The organism is Sphingobium sp. RSMS (genome assembly GCF_005406185.4).
GTDB lineage: Bacteria > Pseudomonadota > Alphaproteobacteria > Sphingomonadales > Sphingomonadaceae > Sphingobium > Sphingobium fuliginis.
The window spans coordinates 11,663-30,760 of the sequence record NZ_RPFK02000003.1; the positions used below are offsets into that span (position 1 = coordinate 11,663).

The 19,098-nt window shown below is 64.8% G+C and carries 16 protein-coding genes; 15 read left to right on the forward strand and 1 reads right to left on the reverse strand.

Annotated features, from left to right (window positions below; translation table 11 throughout):
- The first annotated feature begins 55 nt into the window (after positions 1-55).
- From EGM87_RS23355 to EGM87_RS23415, 13 genes are all read left to right on the forward strand, one after another.
- A complete protein-coding gene (locus EGM87_RS23355; protein ID WP_004212870.1) occupies positions 56-682 on the forward strand; it encodes a cation efflux transmembrane domain-containing protein in 627 nt (208 codons plus the stop codon).
- Positions 682-2,649 (forward strand): cytochrome c/FTR1 family iron permease, encoded by a 1,968-nt coding sequence (locus EGM87_RS23360; RefSeq protein WP_004212871.1) that lies wholly within the window; start codon positions 682-684, stop codon positions 2,647-2,649. Before EGM87_RS23355 ends, EGM87_RS23360 begins: the two co-directional genes overlap by 1 nt.
- A gap of 73 nt (positions 2,650-2,722) precedes the next feature.
- Positions 2,723-3,019, forward strand: coding sequence for a hypothetical protein (locus EGM87_RS23365; protein WP_007406840.1), 297 nt, complete (start codon positions 2,723-2,725; stop codon positions 3,017-3,019).
- A 60-nt stretch (positions 3,020-3,079) separates the two neighbouring features.
- Positions 3,080-4,357 (forward strand): TolC family protein, encoded by a 1,278-nt coding sequence (locus EGM87_RS23370; protein ID WP_013039111.1) that lies wholly within the window; start codon positions 3,080-3,082, stop codon positions 4,355-4,357.
- The gene (locus EGM87_RS23375; RefSeq protein WP_004212877.1) at positions 4,357-5,535 is read left to right on the forward strand and encodes an efflux RND transporter periplasmic adaptor subunit; all 1,179 of its coding nucleotides are present in this window, start codon (positions 4,357-4,359) and stop codon (positions 5,533-5,535) included. Before EGM87_RS23370 ends, EGM87_RS23375 begins: the two co-directional genes overlap by 1 nt.
- Positions 5,536-5,538: 3 nt before the next feature.
- Positions 5,539-8,784: an efflux RND transporter permease subunit gene (locus EGM87_RS23380; RefSeq protein WP_004212878.1), complete on the forward strand. Its 3,246-nt coding sequence runs from the start codon at positions 5,539-5,541 to the stop codon at positions 8,782-8,784.
- 53 nt (positions 8,785-8,837) lie between these two features.
- Positions 8,838-9,326: an SRPBCC domain-containing protein gene (locus EGM87_RS23385; RefSeq protein WP_004212879.1), complete on the forward strand. Its 489-nt coding sequence runs from the start codon at positions 8,838-8,840 to the stop codon at positions 9,324-9,326.
- On the forward strand, positions 9,323-9,700 hold the full coding sequence (locus EGM87_RS23390; RefSeq protein WP_021238674.1) for a hypothetical protein: 378 nt from the start codon (positions 9,323-9,325) through the stop codon (positions 9,698-9,700). Before EGM87_RS23385 ends, EGM87_RS23390 begins: the two co-directional genes overlap by 4 nt.
- A gap of 47 nt (positions 9,701-9,747) precedes the next feature.
- On the forward strand, positions 9,748-10,161 hold the full coding sequence (locus tag EGM87_RS23395) for a hypothetical protein (RefSeq protein WP_017183574.1): 414 nt from the start codon (positions 9,748-9,750) through the stop codon (positions 10,159-10,161).
- Between the two features lie 3 nt (positions 10,162-10,164).
- Positions 10,165-10,851, forward strand: coding sequence for a ZIP family metal transporter (locus EGM87_RS23400; RefSeq protein WP_004212882.1), 687 nt, complete (start codon positions 10,165-10,167; stop codon positions 10,849-10,851).
- The gene (locus tag EGM87_RS23405) at positions 10,848-11,456 is read left to right on the forward strand and encodes a cation efflux transmembrane domain-containing protein (RefSeq protein WP_004212885.1); all 609 of its coding nucleotides are present in this window, start codon (positions 10,848-10,850) and stop codon (positions 11,454-11,456) included. The genes EGM87_RS23400 and EGM87_RS23405 overlap by 4 nt, the downstream gene beginning before the upstream one ends.
- Entirely contained in the window at positions 11,453-13,954 is a 2,502-nt protein-coding gene (locus EGM87_RS23410) for a heavy metal translocating P-type ATPase (protein WP_004212886.1), read from the forward strand. Before EGM87_RS23405 ends, EGM87_RS23410 begins: the two co-directional genes overlap by 4 nt.
- Positions 13,951-14,700 carry an HAD-IIB family hydrolase gene (locus EGM87_RS23415; RefSeq protein WP_004212890.1) on the forward strand — a complete coding sequence of 250 codons (750 nt, stop codon included), beginning with the start codon at positions 13,951-13,953 and terminating at the stop codon, positions 14,698-14,700. Before EGM87_RS23410 ends, EGM87_RS23415 begins: the two co-directional genes overlap by 4 nt.
- Positions 14,701-14,896: 196 nt before the next feature.
- Here EGM87_RS23415 and EGM87_RS23420 read toward each other — a convergent pair whose 3' ends face one another.
- Entirely contained in the window at positions 14,897-17,788 is a 2,892-nt protein-coding gene (locus tag EGM87_RS23420) for a Tn3 family transposase (RefSeq protein ID WP_137710516.1), read from the reverse strand.
- 125 nt (positions 17,789-17,913) lie between these two features.
- Here EGM87_RS23420 and EGM87_RS23425 point away from each other — a divergent pair, with 125 nt between their 5' ends.
- A complete protein-coding gene (locus EGM87_RS23425) occupies positions 17,914-18,534 on the forward strand; it encodes a recombinase family protein (protein ID WP_008832583.1) in 621 nt (206 codons plus the stop codon).
- Positions 18,531-19,061 carry a GNAT family N-acetyltransferase gene (locus EGM87_RS23430; protein ID WP_007686150.1) on the forward strand — a complete coding sequence of 177 codons (531 nt, stop codon included), beginning with the start codon at positions 18,531-18,533 and terminating at the stop codon, positions 19,059-19,061. Before EGM87_RS23425 ends, EGM87_RS23430 begins: the two co-directional genes overlap by 4 nt.
- Positions 19,062-19,098: the final 37 nt, after the last annotated feature.

The following is a 19,098-nucleotide window of genomic DNA, read 5'->3' on the forward strand; positions in this document are numbered from 1 at the left end:
CGTGTCGCACATTTCGCTTGCTTCTACAGCGACTGGAGGTGGTAAGGAAGGCCGCATGAATGCTTCTACCGAAAGCTGCGGGTGCCACGGGGAGCCCGCGCGCGCGCAAACCGATCCGGCCTATCGCCGTGCGCTGCTGACCGTCGTGGTGCTCAACCTCGGCTTCGGAGTCGCCGAGCTGTTCGGCGGGTTCATCGCCGATAGCCAAGCGCTGAAAGCGGATTCCCTCGATTTTCTCGGGGACGGGTCGATCAGCCTTATCGGTCTTCTCGCGCTTGCCTGGTCCGCACGGGCGAGGGCAAAGGTCGCGCTGACGCAGGGGTTGTTTCTCGGTGCGCTTGGCGTGGGCGTAATCGGTTTCGCGATTTGGCGCGCCCTGAACGCAACCGCGCCCGATGCCGAACTGATGGGCACAATCGGCGTTGTCGCGCTCGCGATCAATGTCGTGTCCGCCTTGGTGCTTGCGCGTTTCCGGGAAGGGGACGCCAATGTTCGCGCGATCTGGCTGTTCAGCCGCAACGACGCGCTCGCCAACGTGGCGGTGATCGCCGCGGCCGGTCTGGTGGCGTGGACAGGAAGCGCCTGGCCGGACCTCGCCGTCGCCGGCCTCATCGCCCTCCTGTTCCTCCACTCCGCTTATGAAATCGTCACTGGCGCTCGGCGCGAATTGGGAGAGCGGTAGTGCGTCTGCTCGCGTTGATCCGGGCAATGCTCTCGTTGCGGCTGCTCTCCGCGCTCGCGGCGCTGCTGATCCCTGCTGCGGCAATCGCCGAACCCGGCGACGTGCAAACCGCATGGCGGCTGCTCGACTATATGGCCGTCGATTATGGCGGCGCGGTCGCCAACGGTCGGATCAAGAGCACGTCGGAATATGCCGAGATGACGGAGTTCGCCGCGTCGGTCTCGACACGGCTTCAGGGCCTGCCGGCGAAGCCGGAGCGTCAAGCCCTCATCCAGCGGGCTGCCAACCTCCAGGCGGTGATCGCGGAAAAGGGACCGACTGAACAGGTGGCAACATTGGCGCACGGGCTCGCGGCCGATCTGTTGCGCGCCTACCCGGTGCCGCTCGCGCCCGATAAGGCTCCGAACCTCGTCTCCAGCGATGCACTGTTCCGACAATCCTGCGCGTCCTGCCACGGGATGACGGGCAACGGCCGTGGCCCTGACGCCGCCAAGCTCGCTACGCCCCCGATTGCTTTCACCGATGCCGAGCGCGCGCGCCAGCGCAGCGTGTTCGCGCTCTATCAGGTGGTGACGCAAGGCATCGACGGGACCGCGATGCAGAGCTTCGCCGATCTGCCCAACGATCAGCGCTGGGCGTTAGCATTCCGAGCCGGGAGCTTCGCCTTCACGGATGCGCAGGCGCGCGAAGGCGAGCGGCTTTGGAAATCCGACCCGACCCTTCGCCGGCGCATTCCGGACCTGAAAACCCTGGTCGCGCTCACCCCGGCCGCGCTCGGCGCGGCGATCGGCGACGCCAAGGCTGACCCAGTGCTCGCGTTCCTGCGTCGTCATCCCGAACAGGTGATACAACAGGCTCCCGGCTCGCTCGCGGTCGCCCGCGCCAAACTCGCCGAAAGCGTGGCGGCTGCGCGGCGCGGCGATGCGCGCATGGCGAAAGAGCTGGCGCTGTCGGCCTATCTCGATGGGTTCGAGCCGATCGAGCCAACACTCACCGCGCGCGACGCGACGCTGATGGGTCGAATCGAGGGCGCGATGGGGGAGTTCCGCGCCTCGATCGACCGGGGCGCGTCGCCCGATGATCTCGCGGAGAAGGTCGCAGTACTGGGCGGCCTTTTCGACGATGCGGAAGCGGCGCTCGCGCCTGATGCCGCCACCGAAGCGTCCACGTTCCTGGGCGCGTTCACGATCCTGCTGCGTGAAGGGCTCGAAGCCCTGCTCATCGTTGTCGCCATGATCGCGTTCCTGCGTAAAGCCGAGCGCGGCGAGGCGCTGCGGTACGTGCATGGCGGCTGGGTCAGCGCGATCATCGCGGGCGGGATCACCTGGGCGGTCGCCACCTATGCGATCGGGATCAGCGGTGCGAGCCGGGAGCTGACGGAAGGGTTTGGCTCGCTGTTCGCCGCGGTCGTGCTGCTCTCGGTCGGGATTTGGATGCACGGCAAGGCGCAGGCCGATCAGTGGCAGCGCTATATTCGCGAGAAGATGTCGCGGGCGCTCTCGGGCGGGTCGGGCTGGTTCCTGTTCGGGCTGGCGTTCGTCGTAGTTTATCGCGAGGTCTTCGAGACGATCCTGTTCTATGCCGCGCTTTCGGCGCAAGGTGACAACGGGATGCTTCTCGCGGGGGCCGGGTCGGCGATTGGACTGCTCAGCCTGATCGCTTGGGCCATGCTTCGCTACAGTCGCAAGCTGCCGATCGCGCAGTTCTTCCGCTATAGCTCCTGGCTCATGGCGGTCCTGACCGTCGTGCTGGCGGGTAAAGGCGTCGCCGCGCTCCAGGAAGCCGGCCTTATCAACATCGCACCGCTCGCGGACGTGCCACGGCTGTCGATGCTCGGCGTGTTTCCCACTTGGCAATCGGTGCTGGCGCAACTCCTGATGGCGGTCGCCATTGCGGTCGGGTTCGCCTGGAACGGGCGCGACCGATCCCGCTCGGGTTCCGGCTCAGTGACCCTTGGTTCGAATTAGTGCAATGACATGAAAACCCTTCCGTGATAGAGGCAAGCTAGTGCGAGCCTTTTTGCCTTTCCTGACATGCCTGATGCTGGTCCTGACCAGCTTCTCCGGCATGGCCCATGCCGCCGATCTGGCGGGGGGAAGCATCGCGGGCGTTGAGTTCACGGTCCATACCGCCGGTGACATCGATCAGGTGCCATCGGACTCGGACAAGAATGTCCCGCATCATCACAATTATTGTCACGGACACGACGTCGGCGCGCCTGCGCGCACGACGATGGAATATACCCCCGTCCTCACAGTGCCCAAGCCGACAATCTCCGCCTCTGCGTCGCTCGACGGCCGCACCGGCATGGTCCATTTGAGGCCCCCCCAAGCCTGACGTCCGATTTGGGCGTGCGTTGGCGCGCCCCTGTCGATCATCGTCAGGAGTCCTATTTTCATGAATCGTATCCTCGCGGCCATGCTGGCCGCAGCGTCTTGCGCCACGATGGCGCAGGCGCAGGTCGGACCGTCCGCGCCTGTTGCGCAGGATGCGCCGGTCTACACGCTTGACCAAGCGGTCAGTGCAGCGGGCGGTTCGGCCCCTGCTGCGGAAGCGGCGACAGCTGGAATCGACGCGGCCCGTGCAGGTCGCACAGTCGCCGGCTTGCGGCCCAATCCGGTGGTTCAAGGCCAAGTCGAGAATGTCATCGGCTCCGGGCCGTATCGGGGGGTCCGCAGCGCGGAAACCACGGTCGGCTTTGCGATCCCGATCGAGCTAGGCGGCAAGCGCGGCGCCCGCGTCGCGGTCGCCAATGCGCAATTGTCCCGGGCCGAGATCCAGGCCGCGATCATCGCGGCGGATGTCCGGCTTCAGGTAACGCAGCTCTATGTCGAAGCGGTCGCGGCCGATCGCCGGGTAATGACAGCCCGCGATCAGGCCCGGATCGCCAGCGATGCGCTGCGGGCCGCGAGCGTTCGCGTGCAGGCAGGGCGGGCATCGCCACTCGAGCAACAGCGCGCGGATGTCGCGCGTATCAATGCCGACGCCAATGTGGAGCGGCAGCTTCGCTTGGCCGAGGCGGCCCGCGCCAATCTGGCGCGTCGGATCGGACGGCCGATCGACGGCCTGCTCGATGACACGCTGCTCGATCGCCTTCCCGATGTGAACGTCTATGGGCCGTTGGCACCGGTCAACACGACCGGCACACTCGCGCTGGCGGCAGCCAACGCGGATTTCTCCATTGCCGAAGCCGGCGTGCGGCTCGCGCGCGCCAATCGCGTGCCTGACCTGAACGTCGGGCCGTCGATCCGCCGCCTGGAAGCGACCAACGACATGGCGGCGGTGTTCAGCGTGTCGATCCCGATCCCGGTGTTCAACAATGGTCGCGCCGCGATTGCGCAGGCGACCGCGCAGCGGACCCAGGCGGATGCGCAGCGCCGCGTGACCGCGCTCGACATCGAACAGGCGATCACGGACGCGCAGGCGCAGGCGGCCAATGCCGCAACGACGGCTCGTGCGGCGTCGGGGCCGGCGCTGGCGGCTGCACAGGAGGCCGCCCGCATCGCGCGGATCGGCTATCGCGAGGGCAAGTTCGGCCAGCTCGAATTGCTCGATGCTGAACGCACGCTCGCCGAAACGCGGGTCGCCGCGATCGACGCGCTTGCCAATTACCAGAATGCCCGCGCGCAAGTGGAGCGACTGACCGCTCGTGCGCCCAATGGGGGGAATCAGTGATGAAGAGCTTTTATCTCGCGGGCGCGGCGTCGCTCGCCCTGCTCTTGGCTGCCTGCGGCGGCAAGGATGGCGGAAACGAGGCAACTGCCGAAGGCGCAGCTGCCAATGAGACGGCAGCGGGCACGGAAAAGGGCGGTGCTGAAGGCGGTCATGCCGGTGAAGGCGTCGTCACATTGGGTGCCGACCAGATCGCCACAGCGGGCGTCCAGGTCGGACGGCCGATCATCGGCGGGGCCGGGACGATCGAGCTGCCCGCGATCATCGAGGGCGACCCACAGGGAACGCAGGTCGTCTCGGCCGCAATTGCGGGACGCGTGGTCGCGCTCACCCGTAACCTCGGCCAATCGGTCGGACGCGGCCAGACCATTGCGGTCATCGAAAGCCGCGAGGCGGCGCAGATCAAGGGCGAGGTCGAGGCGGCGCGGGCGCGGCTTCAGCTCGCTAATTCGAACCTCGCGCGCGAACAGCGGCTGTTCGCGCAGAGAGTCTCCCCTGAACAGGATCTGATCGCCGCCCGCACAGCGGCGACGGAGGCGCGGATCGCCCTGACGCAGGCGCAGAGCATGGTTTCGGCGGCGGGTGTCGGCGGCGGCGGGCTCAACCGGCTCGGCATTGCCGCGCCGATCTCGGGCCAGATCATTGCGCGCCCCGTGACGCTGGGACAAACGGTCGCGGCGGATGCCGAACTCTATCGCATCGCCAACCTGAGCCAGGTGTCGATCGCGCTTAATCTCAAGCCCGAGGATGCGGGCCGGGTGCGTCCCGGCAATACGGTGCTGGTGAAGGCGGCAGGCCGTCAGGCGACCGCCCGCGTGACCTTCGTGTCGCCGGCGCTTGATCCGCAGACGCGGCTCGTGCCTGCGCTCGCCACCCTCGACAATCGCGGTGGCGAATGGCGGGTCGGCGAGCCTGTGACGGCAGCCGTGCAGCTCACGGGCAGCGGCGGGAGCGGGGCGGTCCGCGTGCCGACGACGGCGGTCCAGAGTTTCGAGGGCAAGTCGGTCGTGTTCGTGCGCACGCCCACCGGCTTCAAGGCGACCCCGGTCCAGCTCGGCGATGCGTCGGGCGACACGGTGATCGTCCGGTCGGGCCTGACCGGCAACGAACAGATCGCCACCACCGGAAGTTTCACGCTCAAGGCCGAGATCGGCAAGGGCGAAGCGAGCCACGAGGATTAAGCCATGATCGCCCGTATCGTAACCTGGGCGGTCGAGAAGCGCTGGCTAGTCCTGCTCCTCACCGTCATCGTCGCCGCCATCGGCGCCTTTTCCCTCTACCGGCTACCGATCGACGCGGTGCCGGACATCACCAACAATCAGGTCCAGATCAACGTCCGCGCGCCTGCCCTCTCGCCCGAGCTGGTCGAGAAGCAGGTGTCGTTTCCAATCGAAACCGCGCTCGCCGGCACCCCCGGCCTGGAATATACGCGCTCGTTGAGCCGCAACGGCTTCGCGCAGATCACGGCGGTCTTTTCGGACGCGACGGACATCTATTTCGCCCGCCAGCAGGTGGGCGAGCGTCTGCGGGGCGTGCAAGAGAATCTGCCCGACGGCGTGAACCCTGAAATGGGTCCGATCGCGACAGGCCTGGGCGAGGTGTACATGTACACCGTTCGTCTCGATCATCGCGAGGACGACAAGCACAAGCCCGGTGAACCGGGCCAACAGCCCGATGGCAGCTACATCACGCCAGAGGGCGAGCGACTGACGACCGAAGAGGACAAGGCGACCTACCTGCGCACCGCGCAGGACTGGATCGTGACGCCGCTTCTGAAGACCACACCGGGCCTCGCCGGTGTCGACTCGATTGGCGGTTACGCCAAGCAGTTCCTCGTCGTGCCCGACGTGCAGAAGCTGGCCTCGCTCGGCATCACGCTGACGGACCTGGGAAATGCGCTGGAGCGCAATAACACCAGCGTCGGCGGTGGCTTCGTCAATCGCAATGGCGAAGGTCTGGCTGTTCGCTCGGATGCGCTCGTTCGCAATGCCAGCGAGTTGGCCAGGACCGTGATCGCGACACGTAACGGCGTGCCGATCACGGTCGAACAAGTTGCGACTGTGAAGACGGGTCAGGCGATCCGCATGGGTTCGGCATCGGAGAACGGTACCGAAGTCGTCGTCGGCACGGCGATCATGCGGATCGGCGAGAACAGCCGCATCGTGTCGACCGCGGTCGCTGAGAAACTGAAGACGATCAACGCTTCGCTGCCTCCTGACGTCGTAATTCAGCCGGTGCTGAACCGCACCGAGCTGGTCAATTCGACGATCAAGACGGTCGCGAAAAACCTGTCCGAAGGCGCGGTGCTGGTCATCGTCGTGCTCTTCCTGCTGCTCGGCAACTTCCGTGCGGCCCTGATCGCGGCGTTGGTCATCCCGATCACCATGATGCTGACAGGCTTTGGTATGCTGCGCGCTGGGGTCTCGGCCAATCTGATGAGCCTTGGGGCTTTGGACTTCGGTCTGATCGTCGACGGCGCCGTCATCATTGTCGAAAACGCGCTGCGCCGGCTTGCCGAGCAACAGCATCATGAAGGCCGATTGCTCAGCGTCAAGGAACGGCTCGCGACCGTGGCAGCCGCTGCGCGTGAGATGATCCGTCCCTCTGTGTACGGGCAGGCAATCATCATCCTCGTCTACGTACCGCTGCTCACGCTGACCGGCGTGGAGGGTAAAACGTTCGGACCGATGGCGCTGACCGTCATCATCGCGCTCGCCTTCGCCTTCATCCTCTCTCTCACCTTCGTGCCGGCGATGATTGCGATCTGGCTGTCGAAGAAGGTCGAGGAGAAGGACGGCCGCATCATCACGTGGCTGAAGAAGCGCTACGAACCCGGTCTCGACCGGGCCATGAAGCGCCCGACGCTGACGATCGGTGCGGGTGTGGGAAGCCTTGTGGTGGCGGCGCTTGCTTTCACTACGCTCGGCTCGGTGTTCCTGCCGCAGCTCGACGAAGGCGATTTGCTGATCCAGTCGCTCCGCATTCCGGCAACGTCGGTCCAGCAGAGCCAGGCGATGCAGGTGCCGATCGAGCGGATGATGTCGAAGCAGCCGGAGGTGCAATTCGTCTATTCCAAGACGGGCACCGCCGAGCTGGCGGCCGACCCGATGCCGCCGAACGCGACCGACATGTTCGTCATCCTGAAGCCGCGCAAGGATTGGCCGGATCCTGAGCTTCCCAAGGAGGAGCTGGTCAGCCGGATCGAGGGTAATCTCGCGAAGATTCCGGGAAATGCCTACGAGATCACCCAGCCCATCCAGATGCGCTTCAACGAGCTGATCGCCGGCGTGCGCGGCGACATCGCGGTGAAGGTGTTCGGGGACGACTTCAACCAGATGAACCGGACGGCCGAGCAAATCGCGGCGGTGCTGCGCAGAACGCAAGGCGCAGCGGACGTGAAGGTGGAGCAGACGACCGGTCTTCCCATGCTCGACATTCGCGTCAACCGCGACGCGATGGCGCGGTTGGGCGTTACGGCTCAGGATGTGCAGGACACCGTGACTGCGACGATCGGCGGGCGAACATCGGGCCAGATCTTCGAGGGCGACCGTCGCTTCCCCGTGGTGATCCGCCTGTCGGAGGCGCAGCGTGCCGACATCGGCCTGCTCCAACAGGTGCAGGTGCCGGTGGCAGGCGGCGGCTATGTACCGCTGTCCAGCGTCGCCGAGATCAAGGTGGTCGATGGTCCGAACCAGATCAGCCGCGAGAACGGCAAGCGGCGCGTGGTGGTGCAAGCCAACGTGCGTGGCCGCGACGTCGGATCCGTCGTGGCGGATGCGCAGGCGGCGATCGGCAGCCAACTCCGGCTGCCTGCCGGCACCTATCTCGAATGGGGCGGCCAGTTCGAGAACCTCCAATCGGCAAGCGAACGGCTGAAGCTGGTCATTCCGGCTTGCTTCATCTTGATCCTGCTGCTCCTCTACGGGGCGTTGGGATCGGTCCGCGACGCCGCGATCGTGTTCACCGGCGTGCCTTTCGCGCTGGTGGGCGGCGTCCTGTTGCTGTTCCTGCGGGGCATGGACTTCTCGATCTCGGCGGCAGTGGGCTTCATCGCCCTCTCGGGCATCGCGGTCCTCAACGGCCTCGTCATGGTCAGCTCGATCCAAGATCTGATCCGATCAGGGATGAGCCGCGAGGAAGCCGCGCATGTTGGCGCGATGCAGCGTCTGCGACCCGTCATCATGACCGCGCTAGTCGCCAGCCTCGGCTTCGTGCCGATGGCGCTGGGCGAAGGCGCCGGCGCAGAGGTTCAAAAGCCTTTGGCGACGGTCGTCATCGGCGGTCTGATCTCGGCGACGCTTCTTACGCTGTTCGTGCTGCCGACACTCTATGCCCGGTTCGGGCAGAAAGTGATCGAGAAACCCGAGCACTACAATGAGGAGCATGAAGGGGACGACCACGGTCAGACCTTCGTGAACAACTTGGCCTGATGGATGGGCGGGGCGATCCGCGATCGCCCCGCCCATCTCTGGGAGATGGGGATATGCCTCGCACCATAACCAGCTCGATGCTTCACGGCGGGCCACTGCGCATCTGGTCGGCACTCACCGATCCGGATCATCGCCGGGCGTGGAGTCCGCTCGTATTTCTCGATGATCCGTCCCGGCTCGGCGACACAGAATGCACCTTTGCGATCCAGGGCATCACCCGGCCAATTCGGACGCCAGCACGGATTGATCGATTCGATAAACCGCACGCCTTCGCTTGGTCCTGCGGCATCCCCTATCTGTTCACGCTCGAAGAGCGGTACGAGCTGGCGGGGGACGATGGCGGCACCAGGCTAACGCATAGCTGCACGCTGCGCGGGGCGCTCTCCCTGCCGTTCGCGGCGATGATGTTGCGCCGCCTGCGATCCCTGATGGTCGAATCTGACGATCGCCTCGCAACCTATCTCCGCTGGCGGGTAGGTCAGCCTGCCCGGGCTATCAATCGTCAGCGCGTCCCCTTCCGCTACAGGAGGAAGGCGCGATGATGATGCACTGTAAGCGGGTGCTGCCCGCCGTCATCCTCGTTGTCGGGCTCGCGGCGTGCTCGGAAAGAAAGCCGCCAGCCCCGCCAACGGAGCAGCAGATCCATTCGTCCGACAGCGCCGTGACGACCGGGGAAATGGGGCGGCATAGATATCGCTGTTCCGACGGGGAACCGCTGTTCGTCGATTACAAGGACAACGGCCTGCAGATCGATTTGCGGCGCTCCAACGGGGGACCGCCGATGATGCTGACCGCGCCAGCGCAGGGCCTGCAATATGTCGGCGAAACAGCCACCGCGACCTTCAAGGGGTCGCAGCTCACCATCGTGGAAGGCGATGGCCGTACCCGGATCTGCGAGCAGGAAGGCACGCGATGAACTGCCCTGCCTTCGAACGCCACAGGGCGCTTCGTCGGAAGAGACCGATGTCTGACACGTCGATTTCAAATGTGACAACCTTGTGCGGCCTGAATCGGGCCGGTCTGGCGATCGCGCGCCTCGGCGTCGTTCTCGTCTCCGGGGCGGTTATAGGGGCGTGTAATCCAGCGCCGACCCAGCCTACCGAGCCGGCGCATGAAAAGCATCTGACGTCGAAACTAATCGCGCAGCGCATCATGTACTGCGACGACGGCACACGCGCCGATGTCGACTTCATCGATGAAGGCTTGAAAATGGCCGTCACCTGGCTGCCGAAGGGCAGGACCGAGATCCTGCGCGCGCAGCGAACCGGTGACGAGTTTCGCGGCGACCATTCGCGGGCTGTCGTGGCGGGCGGATCGATCGCGTTCACGCGACGCGGGAAGATCCGCGTCTGCCACCGAACCCCGGAGGAGTCCTAGGAAATGCAGGCACTGCTCTATACGCTTGCGCCTGTGCTGGCGGTCGTGCTCGGCGCGATTGTCGCGAGCCGCACCAAGTTGAAACCTGGCCTCGTGGCGGGCCTACAGCATCTCGCTGCCGGCGTCGTGTTCGCGGCGGCAGCGACCGAAATCCTGCCGCAGGTCAAGCATGAGGCATCGCCCAGCGCGACGTTGATCGGCGGGGCGGCGGGCGTCGCGACCATGCTGGGGCTCAAGGCTCTTGAGGCCCGCTTCAAGGGGCCGATGGCGCTACTCGCCGCGATCGGCATCGACATTCTGGTCGACGGCCTGGTGCTCGGCCTCGCTTTCGTGGCGGGCGAGAAGGCAGGTCTCCTGCTGACGATCGCGCTCACTCTGGAAGTGTTATTTCTGGGACTGACGCTGACCGACGAGCTGGCGGAAACCTATCGCTCGCGCTTGCGCATCATCGTGATCGTCTCGGCATTGGCCCTGCTGCTGCCGATCGGCGCGCTCGCTGCCGTGCCGGTCGCCGCGCTGTCGCCGGTGATGATCGCCGGCTTCCTCAGCTTCGGGCTGATGGCGCTGCTCTACCTCGTCACGGAGGAGTTGCTGGTCGAGGCGCACGAGAAACCCGACACCCCGCTCATCAGCTCGATGTTTTTCGTCGGCTTCCTGGCCCTGCTGACACTTGAGGAGATGATGGGATGATCCCGGGCAACGACAACAATGGCGGGCAGGAGCGCCGCACACTGTGGATCGTCCTGCTGCTGAACGCGGCGATCGCTGCGGGCTTCTTCGTTTCCGGCTTCTTCGCGGACTCGAGCGCGCTGATCGCCAACGGCGTCGACAACCTGTCCGATACGGCTGTGTATGCGCTGAGCCTTGTGGCGCTCACCCGGGGCCAGACATGGAAGACACGCGCCGCGGTCGCTTCGGGCGTCATGCTGCTGATCTTCGCGGGCGGCATCTTGATCGATGTCGGACGGCGCTACGTGCAGGGCAGCGAGCCCATCGGACCTACCATGATGGTCATGTCCGCGATCGCCGGCGTCGTGAATTACCTCTGCCTGCGGCTGCTCCAGCGCCTCAAGGATCCGGACGTCAATCTCCGGGCCGCAACCACCTTCAGCTTCAACGACTTCATTTCCAACGGCGGCATCCTGATCGCCGGCGTGCTGGTGCTGTGGTTGGGTACCAATTGGCCGGACCTGCTGGTCGGCTTCGCCACCGCCATCATCGCCATCAAGGGCGGTGTCGAAATCCTGCGCGACGCGCGCGCCGAAACCAAGAAAAGCGAAAGGAGGTCGTCATGAACGACAAGCTCGAACTCGACATTCCAGTGTTGTTGCCGGACCTTCCTGACGCGGCCGATGCCTGCCTGGACCGTCTCGTATCAACCCTGTCAAAGCGCGAAGGTGTCGAGCGGGCGCATGTGATCTGTCTCGACGGCAACACGCCAGCGGCGCTGTGCATCCATTTCGATGCCGCCAAGCTGCCGCTGCCACGGTTGCGCGAAATGGTGCGCGCCGCAGGTGCCGAAATCACCGAGCGCTACGGCCATGCGATCTGGCAGGTGACGGGGATCAACCACGAACGTCGGGCGCGCACGGTCAGCGATGCGCTGTGCGCCTTGCCCGGCGTGGTCCAGGCAAGCGCCAGCACCAGCGGGTCTGTCCGGGTCGAATATGATCGCCGCGAAACCACCGAAGAGGAGGTGCGCGCTGCGCTTCGCAAGCTGAAGGTGAGGGTGGGCAAGCGGGTCGCTGCCGATGAACATGCCGGCCACGACCACGGCCCCGGGGGCCACGGCGCGGGCGAAGAGAAGCACGGCCCCGGCGATGGCCACGACCATAGCCACGCCGAATTTCTCGGCCCCAATACCGAGCTGATCTTCGCGCTCGCCTGTGGCGCGCTGCTGGGGATCGGCTACGCGATCGAGAGGCTGGTCGCTGGCGCGCCCGAATGGCTGCCGACCGCCTGCTATATCGCAGCCTATTTCTTCGGCGGATTCTTCACGCTGCGCGAGGCGATCGACAACCTCCGGATGAAGAAGTTCGAGATCGACACGCTGATGTTGGTCGCTGCGGCCGGCGCCGCTGCGCTGGGCGCATGGGCCGAAGGTGCGCTGCTGCTGTTCCTGTTCAGCCTCGGCCATGCGCTTGAGCATTATGCAATGGGCCGCGCCAAGAAGGCGATCGAGGCGCTGGCGAAGCTCGCGCCCGAAACCGCGACCGTGCGACGCGGCGGGCAGACCAGCGAAATCCCGGTCGAGCAGATGGTCGTCGGGGACATTGCCATCGTCCGCCCGAACGAGCGCCTGCCTGCCGACGGCTTCGTCATCAAGGGCACCAGCGCGATCAACCAGGCCCCGGTCACGGGTGAAAGCATCCCGGTCGACAAGGTGCCGGTCGCAGATGCCGCAGCGGCACGCGCCAAGCCCGATGCAGTCGACGCGGAAAGCCGGGTTTTTGCTGGTACGATCAACGGCGGCGGCGCGATCGAGATCGAGGTGACACGCCGTTCCAATGAAAGCGCGCTTGCCAAGGTCGTGAAGATGGTGAGCGAAGCGGAGACGCAGAAGTCGCCGACGCAGCGCTTCACCGACCGGTTCGAACGGATCTTCGTGCCCGCCGTCCTGGTCCTGTCAGTGCTCCTGCTGTTCGCATGGGTGGTCGTCGACGAGCCGTTCCGCGACAGCTTCTATCGCGCGATGGCGGTGCTGGTGGCGGCAAGCCCGTGCGCGCTCGCGATCGCAACGCCGAGCGCGGTCCTGTCGGGCGTTGCCCGTGCAGCGCGGGGCGGCGTGCTCGTGAAGGGCGGTGCACCGCTCGAAAACCTCGGGTCGCTCAAAGCGATCGCTTTCGACAAGACGGGCACGCTGACCGAAGGTCGTCCGCGCATCACTGATGTCGTGCCCGTCGATGGCGCCGATGAAGGCGAGTTGCTGGCGCTGGCTGTCGCCGTCGAAGCGTTGAGCGACCATCCCCTGGCCCAAGCGATCGTCAAGGACGGCCGCGAACGTCTGAACGATCGTGCCGTGCCGACTGCCGGCGACCTCAAGAGCCTGACCGGTCGGGGCGTCACCGCGAGCGTGGATGGCGAGACGGTGTGGATCGGCAAGGCCGAGATGTTCGGAAGTGAGGGCATTCCGGCGCTGGGGCAGGGCGCGCAGGACGCAATCGCGAAGCTGCGCGAGAACGGCCGCACGACAATGGTGGTCCGCAAGGGGGACCGCGACCTGGGCGCGATCGGCCTGATGGACACGCCTCGCGAAGCTGCCAAGACCGCGTTGCGTCGGCTGCACGAGATGGGCGTGTCGCGGATGATAATGATCTCCGGCGATCACCAGAAAGTCGCCGAAGCGATCGCCGACGAAGTCGGGATCGACGAAGCGTGGGGCGACCTCATGCCCGAAGACAAGGTTGCCGCGATCAAGAAGCTCGCCGGCGAAGACAAGGTCGCGATGGTGGGCGACGGCGTGAACGATGCGCCGGCGATGGCAAGCGCCACGGTCGGCATCGCGATGGGCGCGGCGGGGTCGGACGTTGCGCTGGAGACAGCCGACGTGGCGCTGATGGCCGACGATCTGGCGCACCTGCCATTCGCAGTCGGTCTTAGCCGCCATACCCGTGGAATCATCCGGCAGAACGTCTTCGTCAGCCTGGGTGTCGTCGCCTTCCTGGTGCCTGCTACCATCCTCGGCCTCGGCATTGGGCCAGCGGTGGCGGTTCATGAGGGATCGACGCTGCTCGTCGTCATCAATGCGCTCAGGCTGCTCGCCTACCGCGATCCGGCAGGGAAGGCGGCATGAAGTGGCTGATCGCCTTCGACCTCGACGGCACGCTTGCCGAGAGCAAGCGGCCGTTATCGGAGGATATGGCCGCAATCCTCGCCCGATTGCTCGCCATCACGGATGTGGCGGTGATCTCGGGCGGGGACTGGCCGCAGTTCGAAAAGCAGATCGCCTCGCGCCTTCCTGCCGGCGTCGCGCTCGACCGTCTCTGGTTGATGCCGACCACAGGCACGAAACTCTATCGGTTCATCAATGGCGCTTGGCGCGCGGTCTATGCCGAACTGTTCGACGACGCGGAGAAGGCGAAGATCCGCACGGCCTTCGATCAGGCGCTGACCGATGCCGGTCTCGCCGACGAACGTATCTGGGGCGAACGGATCGAGGACCGGGGCAGCCAGATCACCTTTTCGGGCCTGGGGCAGGCAGCGCCGCTGAAGGAAAAGGAAGCGTGGGATCCTGACCGAAAGAAGAGGACCGCGTTGCAGGCCACGTTGCGCGCGAAGCTGCCGGAGCTCTCGATCAATCTCGGTGGCACGACATCGATCGACGTGACCAGAGCAGGGATCGACAAGGGCTATGGCCTGAAGCGCCTGAGTGCCGAGAGCGGTGTCCCGCTCGACGGGATGCTGTTCATTGGGGATGCGATATTCCCCGGTGGGAATGACTATCCCGCTGCTGAAATCGGCCTCGACACAGTGAGGGTGCGCGACGTCGCGGAAACCACCGCCGTCGTGACCGCCATCATCGCGTGTCTGCACCGATAGGATCAAGATACATGGTCGGCTCCATCGCGGAATGCCGCATTGTCAAAGCTCTGGCTTCTGTCGCTTAGGGCAGCGCTTCCTAAAACGAAAAGAAGGCAATGTGCGCGTCTCCGCGAACAAAGCCTCCAGCGATCAATCTAAGAGATTCCGCCGCGCTTCTCAATCGTAGGGGGCGTTTGCGGGAGGGGGCGGAATCCTACGCTAAGGATTTGGGCCAGCGATATTCCCCGGTTAGATTGATGTGTTCCCATCCCAACGGCGAGACGTGGGCGAGTAGATCAGGCGCGATATGGGTACCGCTGGCGGCCCGGGTATTGACGACCTCGCCGAGCTTCATGGTGTTCCAGAATATGATGATGGCGGCGAGCAGGTTCATTCCGGCGATGCGATAGTGCTGGCCTTCGCCGGATCGATCCCGGATTTCACCTCGGCGGTGGAAGCTGATGGCGCGCTTTAGGGCGTGGTGGGCCTCACCCTTGTTGAGGCCGATCTGAGCCTGGCGCTGGAGGCCGGCATCAAGAATCCAGTCGATCATGAACAGGGTTCGCTCGATGCGGCCCACCTCTCGCAATGCGAGGGCCAGCTCATTCTGGCGCGGGTAAGAGGCGAGCTTGCGAAGAATCTGGCTGGGGGCGACGATCCCCGCTGCGATCGTCGCCATGATGCGCAGGATGTCGGGCCAGTTGCGCTCGATGAGCGGTTCATTGATCTTACCTCCGACCAGCGCTCGCACATTGGCCGGCGTCGCGTTGGGCGCGAAGGCATAGAGTCTTTTCTGAGGGAGATCGCGGATACGGGGGGCGAACCTGTAGCCGAGCAAGGCGCAGGCGGCGAACACATGATCGGTGAAGCCGCCCGTGTCGGCAAAATGCTGGCGAACGCGGCGGCCCGCGTCATTCATGAGCAGCCCGTCCAGGATATAGGGAGCCTCGCTGACCGTTGCCGGGATCACCTGGGTTGCGAACGGCGCATATTGATCGGACACATGGCTGTATCCCTTGAGGCCCGGGACGTTGCCATATTTCGCGTTGATCAGATTCATCGCCTCGCCCTGCTCGTTAGCAAGGAAGAACTGCCCGTCGCTGGATGCCGATTGCCCTTGTCCCCAGAAGGCGGCCATGGGCAGGGCGGCGTGGGCCTCCACGATCATGGCGAGCGCCCGATCATAGGCGCTGCCTTCGACATGCCAGCGCGCGATCCGCAGCAATTCCCAGAAGCTGTGCGTGTTGGTCGCCGCCGCCATCTTGCGCAAACCGAGATTGACGCCTTCCGCCAGCAACACGTTCATCAGGCCGATCCGGTCGCTGCAGGGCGCGCCGGTGCGCAGATGCGTGAACGCCTCGGAAAATCCGGTTCGCTCATCGACTTCCAGCAACAGATCGGTGATCCTCGCGGGCGGGAGCTGTTGATAGAGATCGAGCACGAGATCCTCGGCCCCTTCGGGCGTGTCGGCCCTCAGCTTGTCGATGTGCAGCTTGCCGTTCTCGATGATGCCGCCTGGGATCGTGCCGGTTCGCGCCGCGCGGCCAAACTCCTTCAGCCGTGTATCCAGTCGAGCCCTGCGCTCGGCCAGCCATTCGCCGGGTCGCAGCGGCACGGCGAGCCGCGCGGTCTGCTCTATCGCCTGTGGCGGGACCAGAAGCTGCTTGAGGTCGCCATAGCGGCGCGATCCCGCCAACCATATGTCACCGGACCGGAAGGCGTCGCGGATGTGGAACAGCACCGCGATTTCCCAAAGCCGGTGGTCGCCGCTGGGCTCAGCGCGAAGATGACGATGCCATTTCGAGTTGGGACGTAGAAAATCCACCGGCGGATCGACCTTGATCCCGTTACGCAGCATCGCAACGGCCGCCAGAAGAGGCGTGGCGATCGGCGCCGCCTGCATGTCGAGCAGGCGCAGCATCCTGGGCGCGTAGAGGCGGAAACGGTGATAGCCGTCCAGCACACGGCTGAGCGGGTCGGCCGCGAGCACGTTGGTCAGCGCGGAGGCCGTGGCGACAAGGGTTCTGAACCGTTCCCAGCCAGGCCCGGTGGCGATTATCCCGTCCAGGGCCGTGCCATCGTCCTGCGCTCCAAGCAAAGCACCACCGATTTCGGCAAAGGACTTCAGCGTGTCCCGAACGGCCGCCTTTTCGTCGGCGATCCTGGTGTTGCAAAGGCGTTCGGAGGCCCGATAGAGACGGCCTACGATGCGATCGTGGGTCTCCACGATGACATCGGCCAGCGATGACCGCCATTCCAGGGTGCAGACAGCGAGGATCGCAAGCCGCCTGTCTTCGGGCAGATCACGCATGCCGTCGGCGTAATAGCGCTCGCCCTGCCGGCGAAGCCGGGTCACACGATGCGCCGGCACGCCGTCCAGCAAATCCGCCGGAAGATCGAACCTTTGAAGATATTCCAGTCGATCCATCAGCCGGTTAGCGGCTGCTGAATTTGCGCCAACCTCGAACTGTCGCAGCCATACGAAGCGCGTGACGCGACCATCCACCGTATCCTCCAACAGGTGAGCCAAATTCTCGCTCAGGGTTGGCGTGATGCGATGGGCGATAAGATCCTCGATCCGGCGCTCGGCCTCAACCAGCGCATCGGCGCAAAGGCGCTCGATCGTCGAGGAGCCGGGAAGGATCGTGCGGGTGCGGCGACACTCCGCAACGAAGCGACGGGCAAGATCCTCATTCGATGTCGCCGCCTCGGCTTCCCGAGCGATCCATTCGCGCAAATCCCGTGCGCCCCGCCCCGAAAAGGAGCGATAGCCGTAGATTCGGCGAAGGTCCGCCAGATGCTCGTGCCGGGTCTCCTCGCGCGCGGCATAGAGGAGTAGATCGTCGCTGGTCAGGCCGAGCTGGGCCGCGATGAAATCCGATACCTGCGCCGGGATCAACTCGCCAGGAGCGAGCACCCGGCCCGGGTAGCGCAGGACGCACAGTTGCAGCGCGAAGCCAAAACGATTGTGGGCGCGCCGGCGCTGGCGGATATGCCCGAGATCCTCATCGCTGAGGGTATAGTGCCGCAGCAGCTCACCTTGATCGACCGGCAAGTGAAGCAGCGCCTCGCGCTGTCGATCGGTCAGGGTCACGCGACGCGGCATACATGCTCCTTATTCTTTCCGAGCTACGGTTTGAGATAGCTTGATTGAGATGCTGGTTAAGATACACAATAGCCCAATCTTATGTGCTCATGTTCGTCACCGCCTCAAACCTTCGTTTGTGATCCATGCTGATCGGCTACGCCCGCGTGTCCAAAGCCGACGGCTCGCAGTCGCTCGACCTGCAGCACGATGCCCTTCGCGCTGCCGGTGTCGAGCCAGGCAATATCTATGATGATCGTGCATCCGGTAGCCGTGATGATCGCCCCGGTCTTGCCGCCTGCCTGAAATCGTTGCGCGACGGCGATGTCCTCATCGTTTGGAAGCTCGACCGGCTCGGCCGAACGCTCACCCACCTGGTCAGCACGGTGCAGAATCTGTCGGATCGCGGTATCGGTCTGCGGGTGCTCACCGGCAAGGGCGCGCAGATCGACACCACGACGCCATCGGGCCGGATGGTGTTCGGCATTTTTGCCACACTGGCGGAGTTTGAGCGGGATATGATCCGCGAGCGCACCATGGCTGGCCTGGCCGCTGCCCGCGCGCGGGGACGCAAGGGTGGCCGCAAGTTCGCCCTCTCCAAGGCCCAGGTGCGGCTCGCTCAGGCTGCTATGGCCCAACGCGACACGTCCGTTTCCGACCTCTGCAAGGAACTCGGGATCGAGCGCGTCACTCTCTACCGCTATGTCGGTCCCAACGGGGAACTCCGGGATTACGGTCAGCGCGTGCTTGCTGCCAAAACGCGATGATGATGACGGGAGCCCCGATCAAACTTACCCAAGCGGACGCCGCAGACGTTGCAGACCTGTACAACCGTTGCAGCGACTATTTCCTGTTGCAGGACGGGGCCGCGCCCACGCTGGACGATGCTCGCGAGCTTTTCTCCGATGTGCCGCCCGAAAAGAGCGCCCACAATCAAGCTGTCCTGGGATGGAAGGGGCCTGGCGGCCTATATGCAATCGCGGCCATCCTCCGCGATTATCCGCGTGATGGCACATGGTATCTCGGCTTCATGATCGTAGATGCCGCACAGCGTGGTCGTGGCGTCGGACGCTCAATTTACTCGACGGTCGAAAGCTGGGCCGCTGCGAGAGGTGCCACAGAGATTCGGTTGGCCGTGCTGGAAGCGAATGAAGCGGCAGAGCGATTTTGGCGTTCTCTCGGCTTCATTGAGTATCGGCGCGTTGGGCCAGACACCTTCAAAATGCGTAGCCATCGCCGGATAGAACTGAGCCGTCGCCTTTCTGGCGCGACCGTAGAAGGCAGCAACAAGTAAGATCTCGCGCCGGCTATCTGGGCGAGCTTGGCGTAGG